This window comes from Stenotrophomonas sp. STEN023 (genome assembly GCF_056760135.1).
Map to the genome: position 1 here is coordinate 18,278 of NZ_JBRREF010000010.1, position 16,234 is coordinate 34,511.

Here is a 16,234-nt window from a genome sequence, read left to right on the forward strand (position 1 = left end):
CCGAGGTTTGCGGCGGCGTACTACCGGTACGCCACTTACGTCGCTGCTCATGCGCTGGCACCTGCTACCGATACCAGCTGCACGGATTCGCAGTCATAGACTTTCTGCAGCTGGTGGCACAGGGTTTCCGGCGGGCGCGTGCCATGGATATCCATCTGCACGTGCCAGCGGCCGGCATCGTCGGCATTGCGGGTGCCGGCGATGTTGCTGGGGGCAAAGCCGCGCCGTTCGACCATGCCGATCACGCGCACCAGCGCGCCTTCGGCAGGCTTCAGCACCAGGTCAAGCCGGTATTGCATTGGAACTCTCCTGCGCTGCCTTGGCATGGGCTGGGTTGCTGTCCAGCATGGTGCTGTTGGCGTTGTTGGGTGGCACCAGCGGCCACACGTTGGCGCGTGCATCGATGGATACATGCAGGAACGCCGGGCCGGGCGTATCCAGCATGGCGGCCAATGCGTCCTCGACCTGCGCGCGCTGGGTGATGCGGGTAGCGGGGATGCCGAACACCTGCACCAGCGCGGCGAAGTCCGGGTTGTCGGACAGGTCGATCTCGCTGTAACGCTCGGCGAAGAACAGCTCCTGCCACTGGCGGACCATGCCCAGCGAGGAGTTGTCCAGCAGCACGATCTTCACCGGCAGGCGACAGCGGGCGATGGTGGCCAGCTCCTGCACGTTCATCATGAAGCTGCCATCACCGGAGACCAGCACCACGGTGCGATCGGGGCAGGCGAACTGCGCGCCCATCGCCGCCGGCAGGCCGAAGCCCATCGTGCCCAGCGCGCCGGAGGTCAGGTGATTGCGCGGGTGGTTGAAGCGGCAGTGCTGCGCCACCCACATCTGGTGCTGGCCAACATCACAGGCGATGACGGTATCCGGCGGTGCCACTTCGCTCAGCCGCTTCAGCAGCGCCGGGGCGTAGATGTCATGGCCGGGGGCGTCATAGCGGGCGGCGAACTTTTCACGGTTGGCGGCGCAACGCGCACGCCAGCTGTTGCAGCTGCTGCGGATGCTGGTCAGTGCCTGCAGCCCGGTCTTGACGTTGCCGGGGATGGCGATGTCGACCGCGCGCAGCTTGGAGATCTCGTAGGCATCGGCATCCAGGTGGATGACGCGGGCGAACGGGGCAAATTCGGTCAGCTTGCCGGTGGCGCGGTCATCGAAGCGCGCGCCAACCACGATCAGCAGGTCCGACTCCTGCACCGCCATGTTGGCGGCACGGGTGCCGTGCATGCCCAGCATGCCCAGGTATTGCGGATGATTGGCCGGCAGCGCACCCAGTCCGCGCAGGGTCAGCACGGTCGGGATGCCCGAGCTTTCGACGAAGTGGCGGAACTCACCAACCGCATCGGCCAGGCCGATGCCGCCACCGCCGTAAACCACCGGCTTCTCGGCAGCGGCAATCATCTCCACCGCGGCAGCCAGGCGTTCGGCCGAAGGTGCCGGCACCGGATCCACCGAGGCCGGCACGTGCTCGGGCAGATGCGAGGCATCACCCAACTGCACGTCCTTGGGCAGGTCGATCAGCACCGGACCGGGCCGCCCTTCGCGGGCGACACGGAAGGCCTCGGCAACCACGTGCGGCAGCTCATCGACGCTGCGCACCAACCAGCTGTGCTTGACGATCGGCATGGTCATGCCGAACACATCCAGTTCCTGGAACGCATCGGTACCCAGCAGCGGGGTAGCGACCTGACCGGTCAGGCACACCATCGGTACCGAGTCGAGCATGGCGTCGGCGATGCCGGTGACCAGGTTGGACGCACCCGGGCCGGAGGTGGCCACGCATACGCCTACCTTGCCGCTTGCGCGGGCATAGCCATTGGCAGCCAGGGCGGCGCCCTGCTCGTGTCGTACCAGGATGTGCTTGAGGCTGGAGTCCACCAATGCGTCGTAGAACGGCATGATGGTGCCGCCCGGGTAGCCGAACAGCGTTTGCACGCCTTCGGCTTCCAGGGCCTGCGTCAGCCAGCGTGCGCCGTTACGGGGCGCAGCGGGGGTGGAAGTGTTCATGCAGCGACCTTTGCCTGTTGCGGGTGGGGGACCGCGGGATGGAACCTGACTGCGACCGTCGCGTGCATGCCCCGGGCCCCGCGCTTGGCGCGGGACACGGGATGCTGCGCTGGACGATTCGCCGGCACGTTCTTACGCCGTCTGACCTTGCAGCCAAACCATCTTGGCGCGCAGTTCCTTGCCAACCTTTTCGATCGGGTGTTCCTTGTCAGCCTGCTGGAACTTCTTGTAGTTCGGCAGACCGGCTTCGTACTCGGCTTCCCAGTTCCTGGTGAAGGTGCCGTTCTGGATGTCGGTCAGCACGTCCTTCATGCGTGCCTTCACCGAGGCATCGATGACGCGTGGGCCGCTGACGAAATCGCCGTACTGCGCGGTCTCGGAGATGAACTCCAGCATGCGGGTGATGCCGCCTTCGTAGAACAGGTCGACGATCAGTTTCAGTTCGTGCAGCACTTCGTAGTAGGCGATTTCCGGCTGGTAGCCGGCTTCCACCAGGGTTTCAAAGCCGGCCTGGACCAGCGAGGACGCGCCACCGCACAGCACCGCCTGCTCGCCGAACAGATCGGTCTCGGTCTCTTCCTTGAAGGTGGTCTTGATGATGTTGGCGCGGGCGCCGCCCAGGCCAGCCGCATAGGCCAGCGCGAACTGCTCGGCCTTGCCGCTCTTGTCCTGGTAGACCGCGTAGATGCACGGCACGCCGCGGCCGATTTCATACTCGCGACGCACCAGTGCGCCCGGGCCCTTGGGTGCGACCAGCACCACGTCCAGATCGGCGCGCGGCTCGATCATGCCGAAATGCACGTTCAGGCCGTGCGCGAACAGCAGGCAGGCGCCCTGCTTCATGTTCGGCGCCAGCACCTCGTTGTACAGCTTCTTCTGCACCATGTCCGGAGTCAGCACGGCGACCAGGTCGGCGTCCTTGACCGCTTCGGCGGGGCTCTTGACGGTGAAGCCATCGGCTTGTGCCTTGACCTCGGTGGGGCCGCCAGCGCGCAGGCCGACAACCACGTCGAAGCCGGATTCACGCAGGTTCATGGCATGGGCGCGGCCCTGGCTGCCGTAACCGACAACGGCGATTTTGATCTGGGGCAGTTCGTTGGTGCTCATGGTGCTTGGTTTCCTTGCAATGAAGAGAGTCAGGCAGAAATAAAAACGGCCGTTGCGTCAGGACGCAGCGGCCGGGGCGGGCGGGGGAGGCACCATGCAGGTTGCAGCGCTGCGGCAGGCAGCGTTGGCGGTGTGTTTGTTCATGGTGTCAGGGGTCGGATACATGGTTTCAGATGAAATAGAAGCTGGAAACGAAAAACCCCGCGCCGGGGCCGGTGCGGGGTCTTTGTTCGAATCTGGCATTTTCTGCTACGCGCCAGCTCGCCCCGCCCCTGTAGGTTCGGTAATAAGTACGAGTACAAGCAGCGACGCCGCGGCGTGAGCCGGGTTCGAAGTTGTGTTGGCGGTGGTGTTGTGGCGTTGCAGCATTGGTCGAGATAACCACCACCGGCAGGTGCGTGTCAACGCTTGCAGGTGTGAATACCCGACATTGCCGCGCAAGCCCCGCCACTACGGCATGGTTGCGGCTGAAACCTAAGCGCATCGGCGGCGCTTGCTGCCGGACTGCGCGGTTTCGGGGCTGTCGTGGCAGCTTGAATGCGGGCGAAGGAAAAAATTTCCCCTGGCGATGATTGGATCGCGCCGCTTTTGCCGGTTTAACAAGTAAGGGCCTCTTTTGCTGGGCCAGCCGGGGGAAAACCATGACGCAGGCAGTAGAGCAGGACGTGACGTGTGTGGGCGCGAACCGGTGTGGCGGACACAGCGGCGCACCGATTACAGGCTTGGTCCAGTTGATGGGGCAGGCTGAAGGCTTGCCGGCACCGCTTATCTATCGAAAGGGCTGGGCATTGCTGGGCTACCTGGCGATGGAGTCGAACCGGATGCACTCGCGGGCGGCGCTGGCGGCGCTGCTGTGGCCCACGTTGGGTGAGACCAGCGCGCTGACCAACCTGCGCCAGGTGCTGAGCAACCTCAACCGCTTCTGCGTGATGGCGCTGGGTGCGGACATCCTGCGCATCGAGCGCTCGGCGGTGGGCCTGATGCGTGGCAATGAGCCCTTGTTCGATGTCGATCTGCTGCGGCTGGCGCCGTGCCAGTCGGTCTATCTATTGGCCGAGCAGCGGGTGTTCCTGGAAGGAATGGAGGACATTGCCGACTCCAACTTCCAGGCGTGGCTGGAAACCACCCGGCAGATGCTCGAGGCCCAGCTGATGGGCGCGGCCGAGCGCTGCTGTGATGAGATGCTGGAAACCTCGCGCTGGGAGTCGGCAGTGCAGCTGGCCAGCGCCTTGAGCCAGCGTGACCCCTGGAATGAAGCGCACGCGCGGCGGGTGATGCGCGCCCATGCCGGGACCGGCATGCGGGCGGCGGCACTGAAGGTGTACCAGCGCTTCGCGTCGGTGCTGCGGCAGGAGCTGGGACTGGATCCGGGCAAGGAGACGCGGCAGCTGCTGGAGCAGATTGGTGGCCGCGGTCAACTGAATGGTGCTGCCAGCGATCTGGGGATGATCGCGGCCTGCTGAATAGTGAAATTTCAGATGCCGGCCGCCTGAGCAATTGGGCGGCCGTTTTCGTTGGGCCTTTGCAGGAAACACCGTGCCTGCTCTGTTCCCACTGGCATCGACTCCATTGCTTCGATGGATGGAGCCGGCCAGCCTGGGCTTGTGGCCGGTTCCACGCTTGGGCCATCACCTGCTGAAGGCAAAGTTCTTCGCTATCCGCCTGGCATCACTGTCCGGGAAGCTGCCGAGCATTGCGCTGCGGCGGGCGTCGCCGACGATCTGTTCGTCCAGGGCGTCGGCCGCCCCCGGGTAGTAGGCTTTGAATTCGGTGCGAAGATTGCCGGAGACATTCTTGTATTCATTGGCCGAGCCCTTCGACACACCGGCGGCAATGATGCTGCCTACCGCAGAACCCAGCCCGGCAGTTGCCACGCCGACGCGCCAGTTCCAGATGCCATAGGTCTCGAAGGTTTCACCTATCGTGTCCAGGATCGTGCCGGTAGCGTCGGTCAGCGAATCGGTGGCGAGGATCAGCGCAGCCGTGGCGCTGTAATCGTTGGCAACCCCGAGGTCGTGCATGATCTCCAACTGCTCGGCGTAGTTGTGCATTGCAGGGGAAGTCAGCCGTGCGGCCATGGCAACATTGGGGTGCGCATAATTGGCCGGGCCGTAGTTGTCACCGCAACGCAGGCGGGTCCACAGCTGGTCGATGCCGACCGCCAGAACCCTGTCCTGGTAATCAGTGCTGCTCGGCTGCCTTGGCGAATGGAAGGCTACCGAGGTACCTGCATGGTTGGCCACGGCCGGTGAATTGCCGGGCAGGACCAATGCGTAGGCGACGTTGGCGGCAGCTGTGGTGGGCGCAAGCTCACGCAGCGTATGTACGAAGCGGGGATCCGTTGGCATCAAGGCCGCGTTGCGCAGGCCGTCGCAGAAATCCAATGAGTTGAGCGCGACCTGCGGGTAGTCGCTGCAGGTGCCGGCTGGCAGACGCGAACAGTTGTCCCAGGCTTCCACATCATGCATCGGTGCGGCCGTTGGGCTGTTGCCGATGATCTGCAGTTGCTGCGCGCGCGGGGTCAGCACGGCCAGATCGGCATTGAGGACTGGCGCACTGGTTGTGGTGCCCCACTCGGGCAGGGTCAAACTCTGGCTGCGGCGGAGAACGCCATAACGGATGCGGGCGGCGCGGCTGTCCGGGAGCCCCAGGGTGCGGTAAGGAAATTTGCCTACCGCGGTGGCACTCAGGCAGTTGCCGCTACTGGAATCGATATCCTCAAGTCCGTCGTTGTTTCCGTCCGGGCAGGGCAGGCGCGACTGGATGGCGGCAAACCCCATCAAGGCATCGTCGGCACGTAGCAGCAGGCTGCGTTGCAGCGTCTGGTTGTTCTGCTCGGCGGTGGTACTCAGCCAGCGTGCCACCAGCACACCAATGATCCCAAGGATCACCAGTACAACTGTCAGCTCGATCAGAGAAAAACCACGTTGGTGGCTGAACGCGACGCGGTGATTGCAGGAATTCATTGGGACAGCCCTGCCTTGTCCAGGTCGATGGTGGTGTCGTTGGCACTGTTGTAAAGCCGTGCCAGCTTGTCGCGATAGGCGGTAATGCGGGCAAGATTGCCCGTTGTGACCTTGAGTTCGTCATTGGCGTCACTCAGGTCACTTTGTGCATCAGCCAAGGCCTTGGACGCCGAGGCGATGGATATGGCGGTTGACGCTGCCTGCTTGATGCCGACGGCGATGGCGCTGCCGTCCGGTGGCCAACCTGCGGCCATCAGGGTGATTGCGATGGCCTCATCGACGATGGCCTGGGCCAGGTCATAGATGGCGATATCCCGCGCCGTTTCGGCTTGGCTCACTGACAGTTCGGCAATACGAATCTCGAATTCGCGGAACTTGCGGTTGAACTCGGTCATCTCCTTTGCGCTGTAAGCAGCAAAGGTATTCTGGGCGCTGCCCTGGGCACGGGCGATCCGGTCCGGGCACGCCAGCCGCGAGGACAACTCGCCCGGGCCAGCGGCGACCGTGGCGAAATGGCGGCCCGAGCCGGTTTGTGGCAGGCCTGGCAGGGTCGCCGTGGCGTTGTTCCAGTTGTCCTTGGCATCTTCCAGGTCGCTGCCGGCAACGCCGGAATGGGCCAGGTAATAGGCCACCGGCATCCCCAGCCCACCCACACTGGCACCGCTGCGCTGGTTCAGCAGCAGACGCATGCAGAAATCCAGTCCATTGACCGTGGACGCGCCACTTCCGGAAGGAAGTAGCGGGCTGTACAGATCACCCGGCGTGGTGGACAGCGACGTTTCGACCAGATAACGAACCCGCATCCTTGCCGGAAGCCCCAGGGCTTTTGTCGGCAACCAGGGGGTCCCGTCATGGACATCTGCCGCAGGCAACTGTCCATGGGTGCGGGCATAGCCAAGCAGCGCCTGCTCGGCTGAATCCAGATCCTGCTGCTGGCGTTCCCCGTCGATGACTTCGGTGCCAAGCGGAATGAGCGACAGCAGCACGATGGCCAGTAGTGCGGAAATGGACAGTGCCACCGCCAACTCGACCAGGGACCAGCCGCGCTGCAGTGTGCGGTAGACGCGGCGACTCATTACAAACCCCTCATGGGCATGGGACCAACGCTGCCACGGTTGTCGGCGCGCTCCAGTGCTGACTCCGCACCGAAGCCGATGGGACGAGTGTTGGCATTGCTCGCGTCGGTCTTGACACAGCCAAGGGCTTTGAACTCCGCATCGTTCTCGTCCAACTCCGGACAACGCAGCTTGCGGTACTGGATGAACAGCTGATCGAACTGCGTGTTCAGATCATCGTAGGACTGCTTGGCCTTCGATGCCGCCGTGCTTGCCCGCAACCAGTCGGCATAGGCGCGGTTGTAGGGATAGCGTTGGCAGTACAGCCCTTGCGTGAGTGCGATCGAGGTGGAACTGAAGAACTGGAAAAATTCGCAGGCGTCCTTGCTGCGCAGCTCCAGTTTGCTTGTCACCAGGATCTGCGAGGTGCCGCTGCTGCCATAGGGCTCGGGGGCGTAGTACGGAGCCAGCTGCCACTTGCCAACATCATATTGGATGTTCGTGGTGGATTGCTTCCAGACGTAGTCGATGGGGTTCTTGTCGCTGTCGTAGATGGTCTCGATGGCATGGGTGAACCAGCCATTGTTGACCGGGTAGGCGATGTAAGGACTGGGCAGGTCGTCGTATGCTTTTTTTGCGGCCTCACGCCCCAGTCTCTGCGCATCCTTCTGCGCGGCCGTATCATCGATGCGCTTCTGCATCAGCGGCTTGCAGTTGGCTTCCGGTTGGGTTTCATAGACCTCGTGTGTCGTACCCGTGGCCAGGTCGGCCTCCTGTTTGTAGCAGGTATGGATATAGCGGATGGCGGCCTGCGCGTTGACACACTTCTGCCGGGTCAGCTCGGTAGGGTTTGATGCGCCACAGTGGTTCTTGTCGTCGCGCTCTTTTTCCATGCTCTTGACGATGGAACTATTGCCCTTGAACCATTGGTCGTAGTTCTTCTGCAGCTGCTCCACTTCCTGGTCGATCTCGTTGTAGCGCAGGTCGGCTTTCGTCCACAGCTCGGCCTGGCTGCGGCGCGCGACGGCATCGGCGATGGCCAGCGACCACTTGAATACCTGTACGCGGTTGTAGCTGCCCTGCTTGATGCCGTCCACCGGCGCTATCGACACGCAGCTGCTGCCACTGCGCACGAAATCGCCCTGGTTGGCGCCCACGTAATCGCAGCGGTACTCGATGTAGCGTCCGCCATACAGGCTGGTGGATCGCGATTCTTCGATGCGATAACGGATATTGGTGTCGGTCCAATGCACCAGGCGCTGGCTTTGCAGGATGTCCACGTTCTTCTGCAGGTCCTGCCAGTCCGCTTTTGCCAGATCGCGCTTCTCGTCCAGCCCCTGTGCCGGTTTGCTCGTCTCGCGCTCCACTTCGTACAGGGGCTTTCCATTGCTGTCGTACAGCGGGTTGCCGGCGTTGTCGCGGCGGGGGATTTTTTCACCCTTGGCGTCGAGCTTGTAGACCGGGATGTACTGTTGGCTCGGGTCCTGGGTCTTGCTCGGATCGGTCTTGTAGACAAGGTTACCGTTCTCATCCTTGACCGGCTTGCCGTCGGCGCCGATCACCGGAATCTTGTTGCCGTTGCCGTCGAGCAGATAGACCGGATCCTTGGAATAGTCTGGATTGAGCTGGTACTTGAAGTCGGTTTCCGACGTGCACGGGTTGTAATCCAGGTCCGGCGGATCGCTGCCATACAGTGTGCAGGCCATCTCGTCAGCAGCGGCCTTGGGGTCTTCCGACGGTGGGCGTGCGGCTTTCTGCGCACGATCACGCGCGGCGATGTTCTTTTCCAGTGCTATTGCCGTCGGCACCATCGCTGCTGCCTTGATACCAAGCGAAGCGGTGTTGGTGATGAGCGAAGCAACCCCAAGGGCAACCGCCGTGGCCTTGAGCGGCACTTCCCAGCACATGACGCCCAGGCTGGCGATGCAGGTTGCAACCGAACGAGAGAGATCGGCAGTGGCCAAGGTCAGTGAGCTGATGGAATCGCTGATGGTGCCGACCGAACGGAAAACCGCGATCAGTGCGGTGGCCTGCGCGCTGATCGCACTGAGCGTTGCTGAATTGGTCGCATCGACGTTGTTGTCGCGCAGCGCGCCGAGGGTGTCATGCAAGGTGACGGATGCGGCAAGGACATCCATCGATGCCACCGAGACATCATAGGGCGACTGCAGCCCGGCGTTGCTGGACGGATTGCCGGTGGCTACCACATCGGTTTCCAGCACCCTGCATCCCAGCGCCTGGCCCAGTCCATCGAAGGTGCGCACCCTTACCCGTGCATCGTAGTCGGCATCGGCTGCACGCGAGGGTGCATCCATGGTCAGGGCGCTGCCTGCCACGAATGCGTTGACGATTGCAGGACCGGAATCAGGGCCGGCGGCCTGTATCCCATAGGCAACATTGCGTGATTGCCCATCCGGAAAGCTGACGTTGGCCAGCTTCTGGTCGGGCGTTGCCGCGCTGGCGCGACTGAGCGCAACGCAGATATCCAGGCTGTTGATTGCACCGAACTCGCGTTCGATATCCTTGCCGGCGCTGTCGGTGTCTTCGATCTTGCGGATGTCACCGCTCAGCACCGTTGGCTGATAGGCGTTGATCGGCGCAGCCAGATCCAGCGCATCGCCTGCGCTCCCGCGATACAGCATGTAGGCTACTGGTCCCACGCGGGGTCCGGTGCCTGAGCCCTCGATCAGCGTCTGCGTCGGAATCCAGCCCTTGGCCTTGCCGCTGTCGCAGTTCTCGGGGCCATCGAGCCGATCGGCGGGACAGGGTAGCCGCGCGTTCGCGGAGGCGAACGCGGCGATTGCTTCATCAACCCAACGCAGGGCCTGCTCCTGCTCAAGCGCGGCACGCGGGGCGCGTTTGGACTGCATCAACAGCGCGCCCGCAGCCAGCGCACTGCCAACCAGCAGCAGAATCAACATGACATGCACCAGACCGATGCCGGCCTGATGATGGGCGTTGGTGCGGACGCCGCTGCCTGGGGTAATAAATGGAGTTTTCATTGCATCCACCCTTGAGGGCTGGCTTGGTTACGGTTACTGATTCATTTTCAGATAGGCGGTGACAACCGCGATCTGGTCATCCGGCTTTGCTGTGCCGCCGTGGAAGTTCTGCAGGTCGTCGGCACTCCATGGATTTGCGCTGGGCGGCGAACCAACTGCGCTGGTATTGCTGTAGCGGCTGGCATCACGGAGCCGGCCAAAGCGGGCATCGACACGGCCATCGATGCGTGCATCAAGTTGCTGTGCCAATTCGGGGGTGAGGTTCTTGATCACCATGACGTTGCGCACGCGCCCCTTGTAAGCGCCGCCGGCCTCCGGCTCAGCCCAGTTGGTGACGGTGTTGAAACAGATCTGCAGTTCCTGCGGAACCCCATGGCTGTCCTGGTAGACGAAGCGGGACTCCTGTCCTTCGGCGCGGCCCTGTGGCAGGGAAATGCCGCGTTCAAGCATGGCGTTGCGCAGGTCCTGGCTGGAAAGGCTGTCGCACAACTCCGCACCCGACGCATTCTTGCGACCATTTATCCGGCCGGTAGGGGCTGCCGGGTTGTCGCCTGGCACGATGCCGCTCTGCTGCACATAGCGGTCGTAGGCGATCAACCAGCCCTGCACGAACTCGCTGCCGATGCGCTCAGCCATCGCGCTGCGGTAGACATCACGGCCAATGCTGACCGCGCCGATGATCAAGGCAATCACTACCAGTACCACCGACATTTCGACGATGGTGAAGCCGCGGCAGTTGCTGGAACGGGTGCCTGGAGAGCGGGGCATTGCGGTACCTCAAAGTTGCGGGGAGTTGATGGCCTGGCGGACCAGGTCATAGACGGGCAGCAGAAGGGCGATGATCAGGAACACGAACATGCCGCCGGCGAACAGGACGACAACCGGTTTGATGATCTCGGAGAGGTTGGTGATAAGGCGCTGCAGGCGCAGGCTGTATTCTTCGGAAAGGCGCGAGAACTGGGCATCGAGGGTGCCGGTTTCCTCGCCAACGCCCACCATGCGCACCATCATCGAGGGAAAGCCGCCGACCTGGCGCATGGCTGCGGACATGCGGTCACCACGTTCCAGTACCTGCCGGATCGCGATGATGCGGTCGCGGTAGTACTCGTCGCGCATCGCCTTTTCCATGACCTTAAGGCTGCTGACCATGTCGACGCCTGCACGTATCAGCAGGGCCATGTACTCGGTGAAGAATGCGAGGCCCGAGGAGTACATGATGGTCTTGGCGATGGGCAGCTTGTGCAGTGTGTAGTGGACAGCCCGGCGGAACGGCTGGCTGTACCTCCAGGTAACCCACAGCGCAAACGCGCTGACGCACATCAGGATCAGGATCAATGCGAAGTGCGCGATCAGCCATTCCGAGCCTTTCATCACCGCCACGGTCAGCGGTGGCAGATCGGCATTCATCTGTTTGAAGAGTTCGGACAGGTTGGGGATGACGTAATAGATCCAGAAGCCGCCGGCGGCAAAGATCGCTGAGAACACGAACGCGGGGTAGATCAAGGCCTGGCGCGTGTCGGCGGTCATCTTGGCGACGCGCTCGATATGATCGGCCGCTTCCATGAGCATCTTGTCCATGGAGCCGGTTTCATCGCCGATCATTACCAGGTTGCGTACCGTTTCCGGGAACGCGTCGGGGTAACGCGCGAAGGCATCGGTCAGTGATGCGCCTGCATCGAGTTCCTCAAGCAGGCGCCGCGCGAGTCGCGCCGCGTTCGAGGTGCCGGTACTTCCCACTTCGTTGGCGACTGCGCGCAGGGCTTCCATGACCGGAACACCGGCACTGGTCATCACCGCCATGTCACGCAGCATCCCTGCCAGTTCAATCGGGCGGATGCTCGGTTTGACCAGGTGGGAAATGGAGCGCTGCGTCTCCGCCAGCCAGCCCGGCAGTCGGTACAGCGTCAGCACGATGGCATCGAAGTTCTTCTCGAGCCAAAGTCGCGCCGAGTTGTCGTGCTCGACGGCCAGCTGGGTGACGCCGCTGCGAACGCGGCCGCTGGTCAGCAGCAGGCGGTAGTAGTAAACGTTCATGCGTCGGGACCTACGCCGACCACACGCAGCACTTCCTCGCTGGTGGTCTGTCCGGCCAGGATGCGCGCTCTGGCGACATCCTCGATGCTGCGGAAGCCGGCGTTCATGGCCAGCGAGCGGATTCCTTCGCGGCCGATGTCATCGGCGATGCCATTGGCCAGTGCTTCGTCGACCAGCATGATGTCGTAGACCGGCAGGCGTCCGAAATAGCCGCTGCCACGGCAGCGGTCGCAGCCTTTGCCACGCTTGCCGCAGGTACCGGCGGCGACGCCGAGCCATTGGGTTTCCGTTTCGGTGAGGACGCATTCCTCCGAGCAGAAGGGACAGTTCTGTCGCACCAAGCGCTGGTTGACCACGGCCAGCAGGTTGTCAGCGATTACCTGTGCTTCAAGACCCAGTGGACGCAAGCGCGGAACAACGCCGAACACCGTGGTCACGTGCAGCGTGGACAGCACCAGGTGACCGGTTGCTGCGGCTTCCAGGGCTGCATGCGCGGTTTCCGAGTCGCGCATTTCGCCGAGCAGGATCACGTCCGGGTCGTGGCGCAGAAAGTGCCGCAGGGCGGTACCGAACTCGTAGCCGGCACGACGATTCACCTCGGTCTGGCCTGCGCCGGGGACGCGGTACTCGATGGGATCTTCGACGGTGAGCACGTTGCGCTCGATCAGCGACTGCATGCGCAGGGCGGCGTGCAGCGAGGAACTCTTGCCCGAGCCGGTTGGGCCGGTGATCAGGATAAGGCCGGCCGGGCGTGCGAACAGACGCTCCAGCGCGGCGACGTCTTCCGGGAAAAAGCCCAGCTGCTCCAGCCCATCCAGGTCGCTGTGCTCAGGCAACAGGCGCATCACCATGCGCTCGCCCGAGTCGGCGACGATGGTCGATACGCGTACCGTCAACGGTGCATCGAGAACCACCGCGCGGAAGCTGCCGTCCTGGGGGCGGCGCTGCTCGGAGATGTCCATCTCAGCAGACAGCTTGATGTAGCCCAGCAGGCGGGTCAGGGACACCGGCATGGCGAACATCGGGCGCAACACACCATCGATGCGGAACAGCACGTGCAGGCTCTTCTCGGAGGGTGCGACGTGGATATCGGTAGTGCGCTCGCGGACCGCCAGGTGCAACAGATAGTCCAGAAGTTTCTCGGGGCTGTGGGCGTGATCGTTGTCGGTCGCAAGCCGGCGGATCTCCCGTTCGAGCAGCATCTCGATGGGATTCTGGGCAAAGTAATAGGTGTGGCGGATGAGCCGTGCGACCTTGCCGTATTCGCCCTGCAGGAAGCGGCAGCGCAGACCACAGCGCTGCAATACCGCCTGTCCAACTGCCGCCGGGTCCGCATCCCCCAGCACCACCTCGAGTACGTCATCCACGCGTCGCAATGGCAGGAACTGGCGCAGCTGGCACAGCTCACGGTTGAACATCGCCAATACCTGTGGGTCGGCCACCGGCAGGGTTTCCACCTGGGTGAAGGCGATGCCCTGCATCTCCGCATGGGTGCGCACGATATCCGATTCGTTGGCAAGGCCATGCTGGATCAGCAGGCGGCCAAACGTCTGTTGCTCGACCAGGTTCTTCTGCCGTGCGTAGAGCAGCTGGATCGGATCCAGCAGGCCCTGCTCGCTGAGCAGCACGCCCAGCTTGGCCTGTTCGAGGCTTACCAGTCCCTGGGTATTGTTGGCGGTAGCGGAGGGGATGCGGGTATCAGCGGTGGCCATGGGACGTAGGTTCCGTTTGGATAGCGTTGGGTTGCGGTTTGGCAAGGGCCGCGTCGAGCAACAGCAGGGTGAGCGGGTCCAGGTTTCCGGTGGCCGGAAGCTGGTACTGCTGCTGGAATCGGGCGAGGGCACGCTGGGAGAGCTGGCCGAAGCTGCCGTCGATCCTGCCGTCGTAGTGCCCCTTGTCCTGCAGCAGACGCTGCAGGCTGCCGGTGAGCTGTGGGCCGATGTCGGCATCCATGAACCGTTGCGGGCTGAGGCGTTCATGCCAGCTGATCTGCCAGCGATCCTGGCTTTGCCGGCGCACGCAGATATCCGGCGCCGGCTGCAGCGCATCGAGCGCGGGCCGGCTCAGCCAGGCGCTGTGGCGCGGCTGGCCCAGGCCTTGGAGACAGGTCTCCCATGGCAGGCTGGCGGGATCGGAGAGCGGGGCGGTGACCGCAGGCTTGGATGGGGCAGGGGCTGCTTGTGCTTCGCCGATGTCGCTGCCGCGCGGCAACAAGGCCAGCAAGCCGGCACAGGCAGATACCAGCACGGCTGCAGCGACCGCCAGCGGGAAGGTCTTGCGACGTCGTGCTGGCAGTGCGCCGCTTTCGCGGGCTGCGGTGCGGATGAGGCCTGCGTGGATGATGCGCTGGTGCTGCGGCGAGGCATGCAGCCCATACAGACATCGGTCCATGATGAAGTGGATACGCCGTGGGTTGCCGCCACTGGCGCGATGCAGCGCGGCGGCGGCGTTGTCGTGGATGCGGATGGCATCGGGCGGGTTTCCTGCGGCATGCAGGCGGAATTCGACGTAGCTGCGGATCTCGGACGGTGTCAGTGGGTCCAGACGGACGTGCTTGCAGATGCGGCTGGTGAGTTGCCGGATCTGGACCGCATCCAGGTTGTCACGTAGTTCGGGTTGGCCGGAGAGCACGATCTGCAGCAGTTTTTCCTGCCCTGACTCCAGGTTGGTGAGCAGGCGCAGCAGCTCCAGGCTTTCGATGCTCAGGTTCTGCGCATCATCGATCATCAGTACGCAGGTCTGCTGTTGCTGCCAGCAACGCACCAGGAAGTGGTTGAGGGCCTCCACGTCGCGCGCCGGCGTACCGGTAGGCGTGAGGCCAAAGTCAGCCAGTACCGCTGCGAGCAGGTCGTTGCCCTGCAGGAAGGTATTGAATACCAGCGAGGTGACTACGCCATCGCTGTGCAGGGTGGTCAACAGGCGGCGCAGGAACGTGCTCTTGCCGGTGCCGATCTCCCCGGTGAGCAGCACAAAACCGGCCCGCGCCTGCAGACAGTGGACGGCTTCGACGAGCTCGCTTTGCAGATGGCTGGTCTGAAACCAGGCGGCCGCGTCCGGCGTCGGCGGGAACGGAATACGCGCCAGCCCAAGCAGATGCAGGTGCGAGGAAAGCGCGCCGTTCATCGTGCGGCAGCATCCAGTTCCGACAGGGCACGCGATACCTGTGTGGATCGGGGATAGAGGCCGGAAAGGCGCTGCAGTCGTTTGCGCGCATTGTCCACCTCACCGCGGCGTGCATCGAGCAGGGCGACATTCACGCCGGCATTGGCGTCATCGGGCATGCGCTCGATGATCTGGCGGTAAAGCTGCTCGGCGGCCTGCATGTCATTGGATGCGTGGGCGACCCAGGCCTGGGTACGCAGCAGCGTCAGGCTCTCCTTCGGCAGCAGTGCTTCCAGGCGCACAAGTGCCGTACCTGCGGCCTGCGTATCGTCCGCTGCCATTGCGCGTTCGACTGCAGTGATGGCGGCCTGAACGGTCTGGTCGTCCACTGCGGCCACGGCCGTCGCATGCGACGATGCGGGACCGGGTTCGCGCTGGCGGACCTGGATGTTGAGCGGCGGGGATGAAGGCGTTTGTTGTTCGGCCAGGGCCGGTGCGGCATCCAAGGTCGATGCCGCCGGCCGCCCCGCGATTGCTGCCAGCGCTGCGGAGGATCTGCTGGCCACGCCATGCTGAGCCTGTGGGCCATCACCCTGGGCGAGGATTCCGGAGGGAGGGGCGGCCCCGCTGGCTCCGGCTTCCGGGCGTGGAACGGCAGGCGCGCTTGTTGCCATGGCGAGCAGTGCCGACTGCGGCGCCGTATCGACCGCGGCAACGCCTGCCTGCACGGGCGTGCTGCTGGCGTCAGCAGCCACAGCCGCCGGGACAGCCGTGGCGGCGCCACGTTCATCCATCGGCGTCGGACGCGACAGTGCCAGCAGGGCCAGCGGAACACCCACAACCAAACCTCCCATCATCATGACGAGGTTTCGCGTGCTGGCGGGCTGCCGCGCCCACCAGTTGCCCCGGGGGGCGGCTGTTGTTGCAGCCGCCACCGCACCCTGCTGCCTGAGCGCGT

12 protein-coding genes are annotated in these 16,234 nt (G+C 63.6%); 1 reads left to right on the plus strand and 11 read right to left on the minus strand.

From position 1 onward, the window contains the following. Positions 1-47: 47 nt before the first annotated feature. The 3 genes from ACVOLV_RS04360 to ilvC all read right to left on the minus strand — a co-directional run bounded on the left by ACVOLV_RS04360 (position 48) and on the right by ilvC (position 3,117). Positions 48-299, minus strand: coding sequence for an ACT domain-containing protein (locus ACVOLV_RS04360; RefSeq protein WP_481553316.1), 252 nt, complete (start codon positions 297-299; stop codon positions 48-50). After that, positions 283-2,010 (minus strand): acetolactate synthase 2 catalytic subunit, encoded by a 1,728-nt coding sequence (ilvG, locus tag ACVOLV_RS04365; protein WP_481553317.1) that lies wholly within the window; start codon positions 2,008-2,010, stop codon positions 283-285. The genes ACVOLV_RS04360 and ilvG overlap by 17 nt, the downstream gene beginning before the upstream one ends. A gap of 132 nt (positions 2,011-2,142) precedes the next feature. Next, on the minus strand, positions 2,143-3,117 hold the full coding sequence (ilvC, locus tag ACVOLV_RS04370; protein ID WP_481553318.1) for a ketol-acid reductoisomerase: 975 nt from the start codon (positions 3,115-3,117) through the stop codon (positions 2,143-2,145). A gap of 641 nt (positions 3,118-3,758) precedes the next feature. Between ilvC and ACVOLV_RS04375 the strand changes: the two genes are divergently transcribed. Continuing rightward, complete coding sequence (locus ACVOLV_RS04375; protein ID WP_481553319.1) at positions 3,759-4,580, plus strand: AfsR/SARP family transcriptional regulator; 822 nt, start codon at positions 3,759-3,761, stop codon at positions 4,578-4,580. A 165-nt stretch (positions 4,581-4,745) separates the two neighbouring features. Here ACVOLV_RS04375 and ACVOLV_RS04380 read toward each other — a convergent pair whose 3' ends face one another. Genes ACVOLV_RS04380 through ACVOLV_RS04415 form a run of 8 tightly spaced genes read right to left on the minus strand, consistent with a single transcriptional unit; the run spans position 4,746 to position 16,136 of the window. Further along, complete coding sequence (locus ACVOLV_RS04380) at positions 4,746-6,083, minus strand: prepilin-type N-terminal cleavage/methylation domain-containing protein (RefSeq protein WP_481553320.1); 1,338 nt, start codon at positions 6,081-6,083, stop codon at positions 4,746-4,748. Beyond that, positions 6,080-7,159 carry a type II secretion system protein gene (locus ACVOLV_RS04385; protein ID WP_481553321.1) on the minus strand — a complete coding sequence of 360 codons (1,080 nt, stop codon included), beginning with the start codon at positions 7,157-7,159 and terminating at the stop codon, positions 6,080-6,082. Before ACVOLV_RS04385 ends, ACVOLV_RS04380 begins: the two co-directional genes overlap by 4 nt. Next, positions 7,159-10,140 (minus strand): hypothetical protein, encoded by a 2,982-nt coding sequence (locus ACVOLV_RS04390; protein WP_481553322.1) that lies wholly within the window; start codon positions 10,138-10,140, stop codon positions 7,159-7,161. The genes ACVOLV_RS04385 and ACVOLV_RS04390 overlap by 1 nt, the downstream gene beginning before the upstream one ends. 33 nt (positions 10,141-10,173) lie before the next feature. Beyond that, positions 10,174-10,908 (minus strand): type II secretion system protein, encoded by a 735-nt coding sequence (locus tag ACVOLV_RS04395; RefSeq protein WP_481553323.1) that lies wholly within the window; start codon positions 10,906-10,908, stop codon positions 10,174-10,176. A gap of 9 nt (positions 10,909-10,917) precedes the next feature. Further along, complete coding sequence (locus ACVOLV_RS04400) at positions 10,918-12,174, minus strand: type II secretion system F family protein (RefSeq protein WP_481553324.1); 1,257 nt, start codon at positions 12,172-12,174, stop codon at positions 10,918-10,920. Then, positions 12,171-13,886 carry a GspE/PulE family protein gene (locus tag ACVOLV_RS04405; protein ID WP_481553325.1) on the minus strand — a complete coding sequence of 572 codons (1,716 nt, stop codon included), beginning with the start codon at positions 13,884-13,886 and terminating at the stop codon, positions 12,171-12,173. Before ACVOLV_RS04405 ends, ACVOLV_RS04400 begins: the two co-directional genes overlap by 4 nt. After that, on the minus strand, positions 13,873-15,297 hold the full coding sequence (locus ACVOLV_RS04410) for an AAA family ATPase (protein ID WP_481553326.1): 1,425 nt from the start codon (positions 15,295-15,297) through the stop codon (positions 13,873-13,875). Before ACVOLV_RS04410 ends, ACVOLV_RS04405 begins: the two co-directional genes overlap by 14 nt. After that, positions 15,294-16,136, minus strand: a complete 843-nt coding sequence (locus ACVOLV_RS04415; protein ID WP_481553327.1) for a tetratricopeptide repeat protein — start codon at positions 16,134-16,136, stop codon at positions 15,294-15,296. The genes ACVOLV_RS04410 and ACVOLV_RS04415 overlap by 4 nt, the downstream gene beginning before the upstream one ends. Positions 16,137-16,234 lie beyond the last annotated feature (98 nt).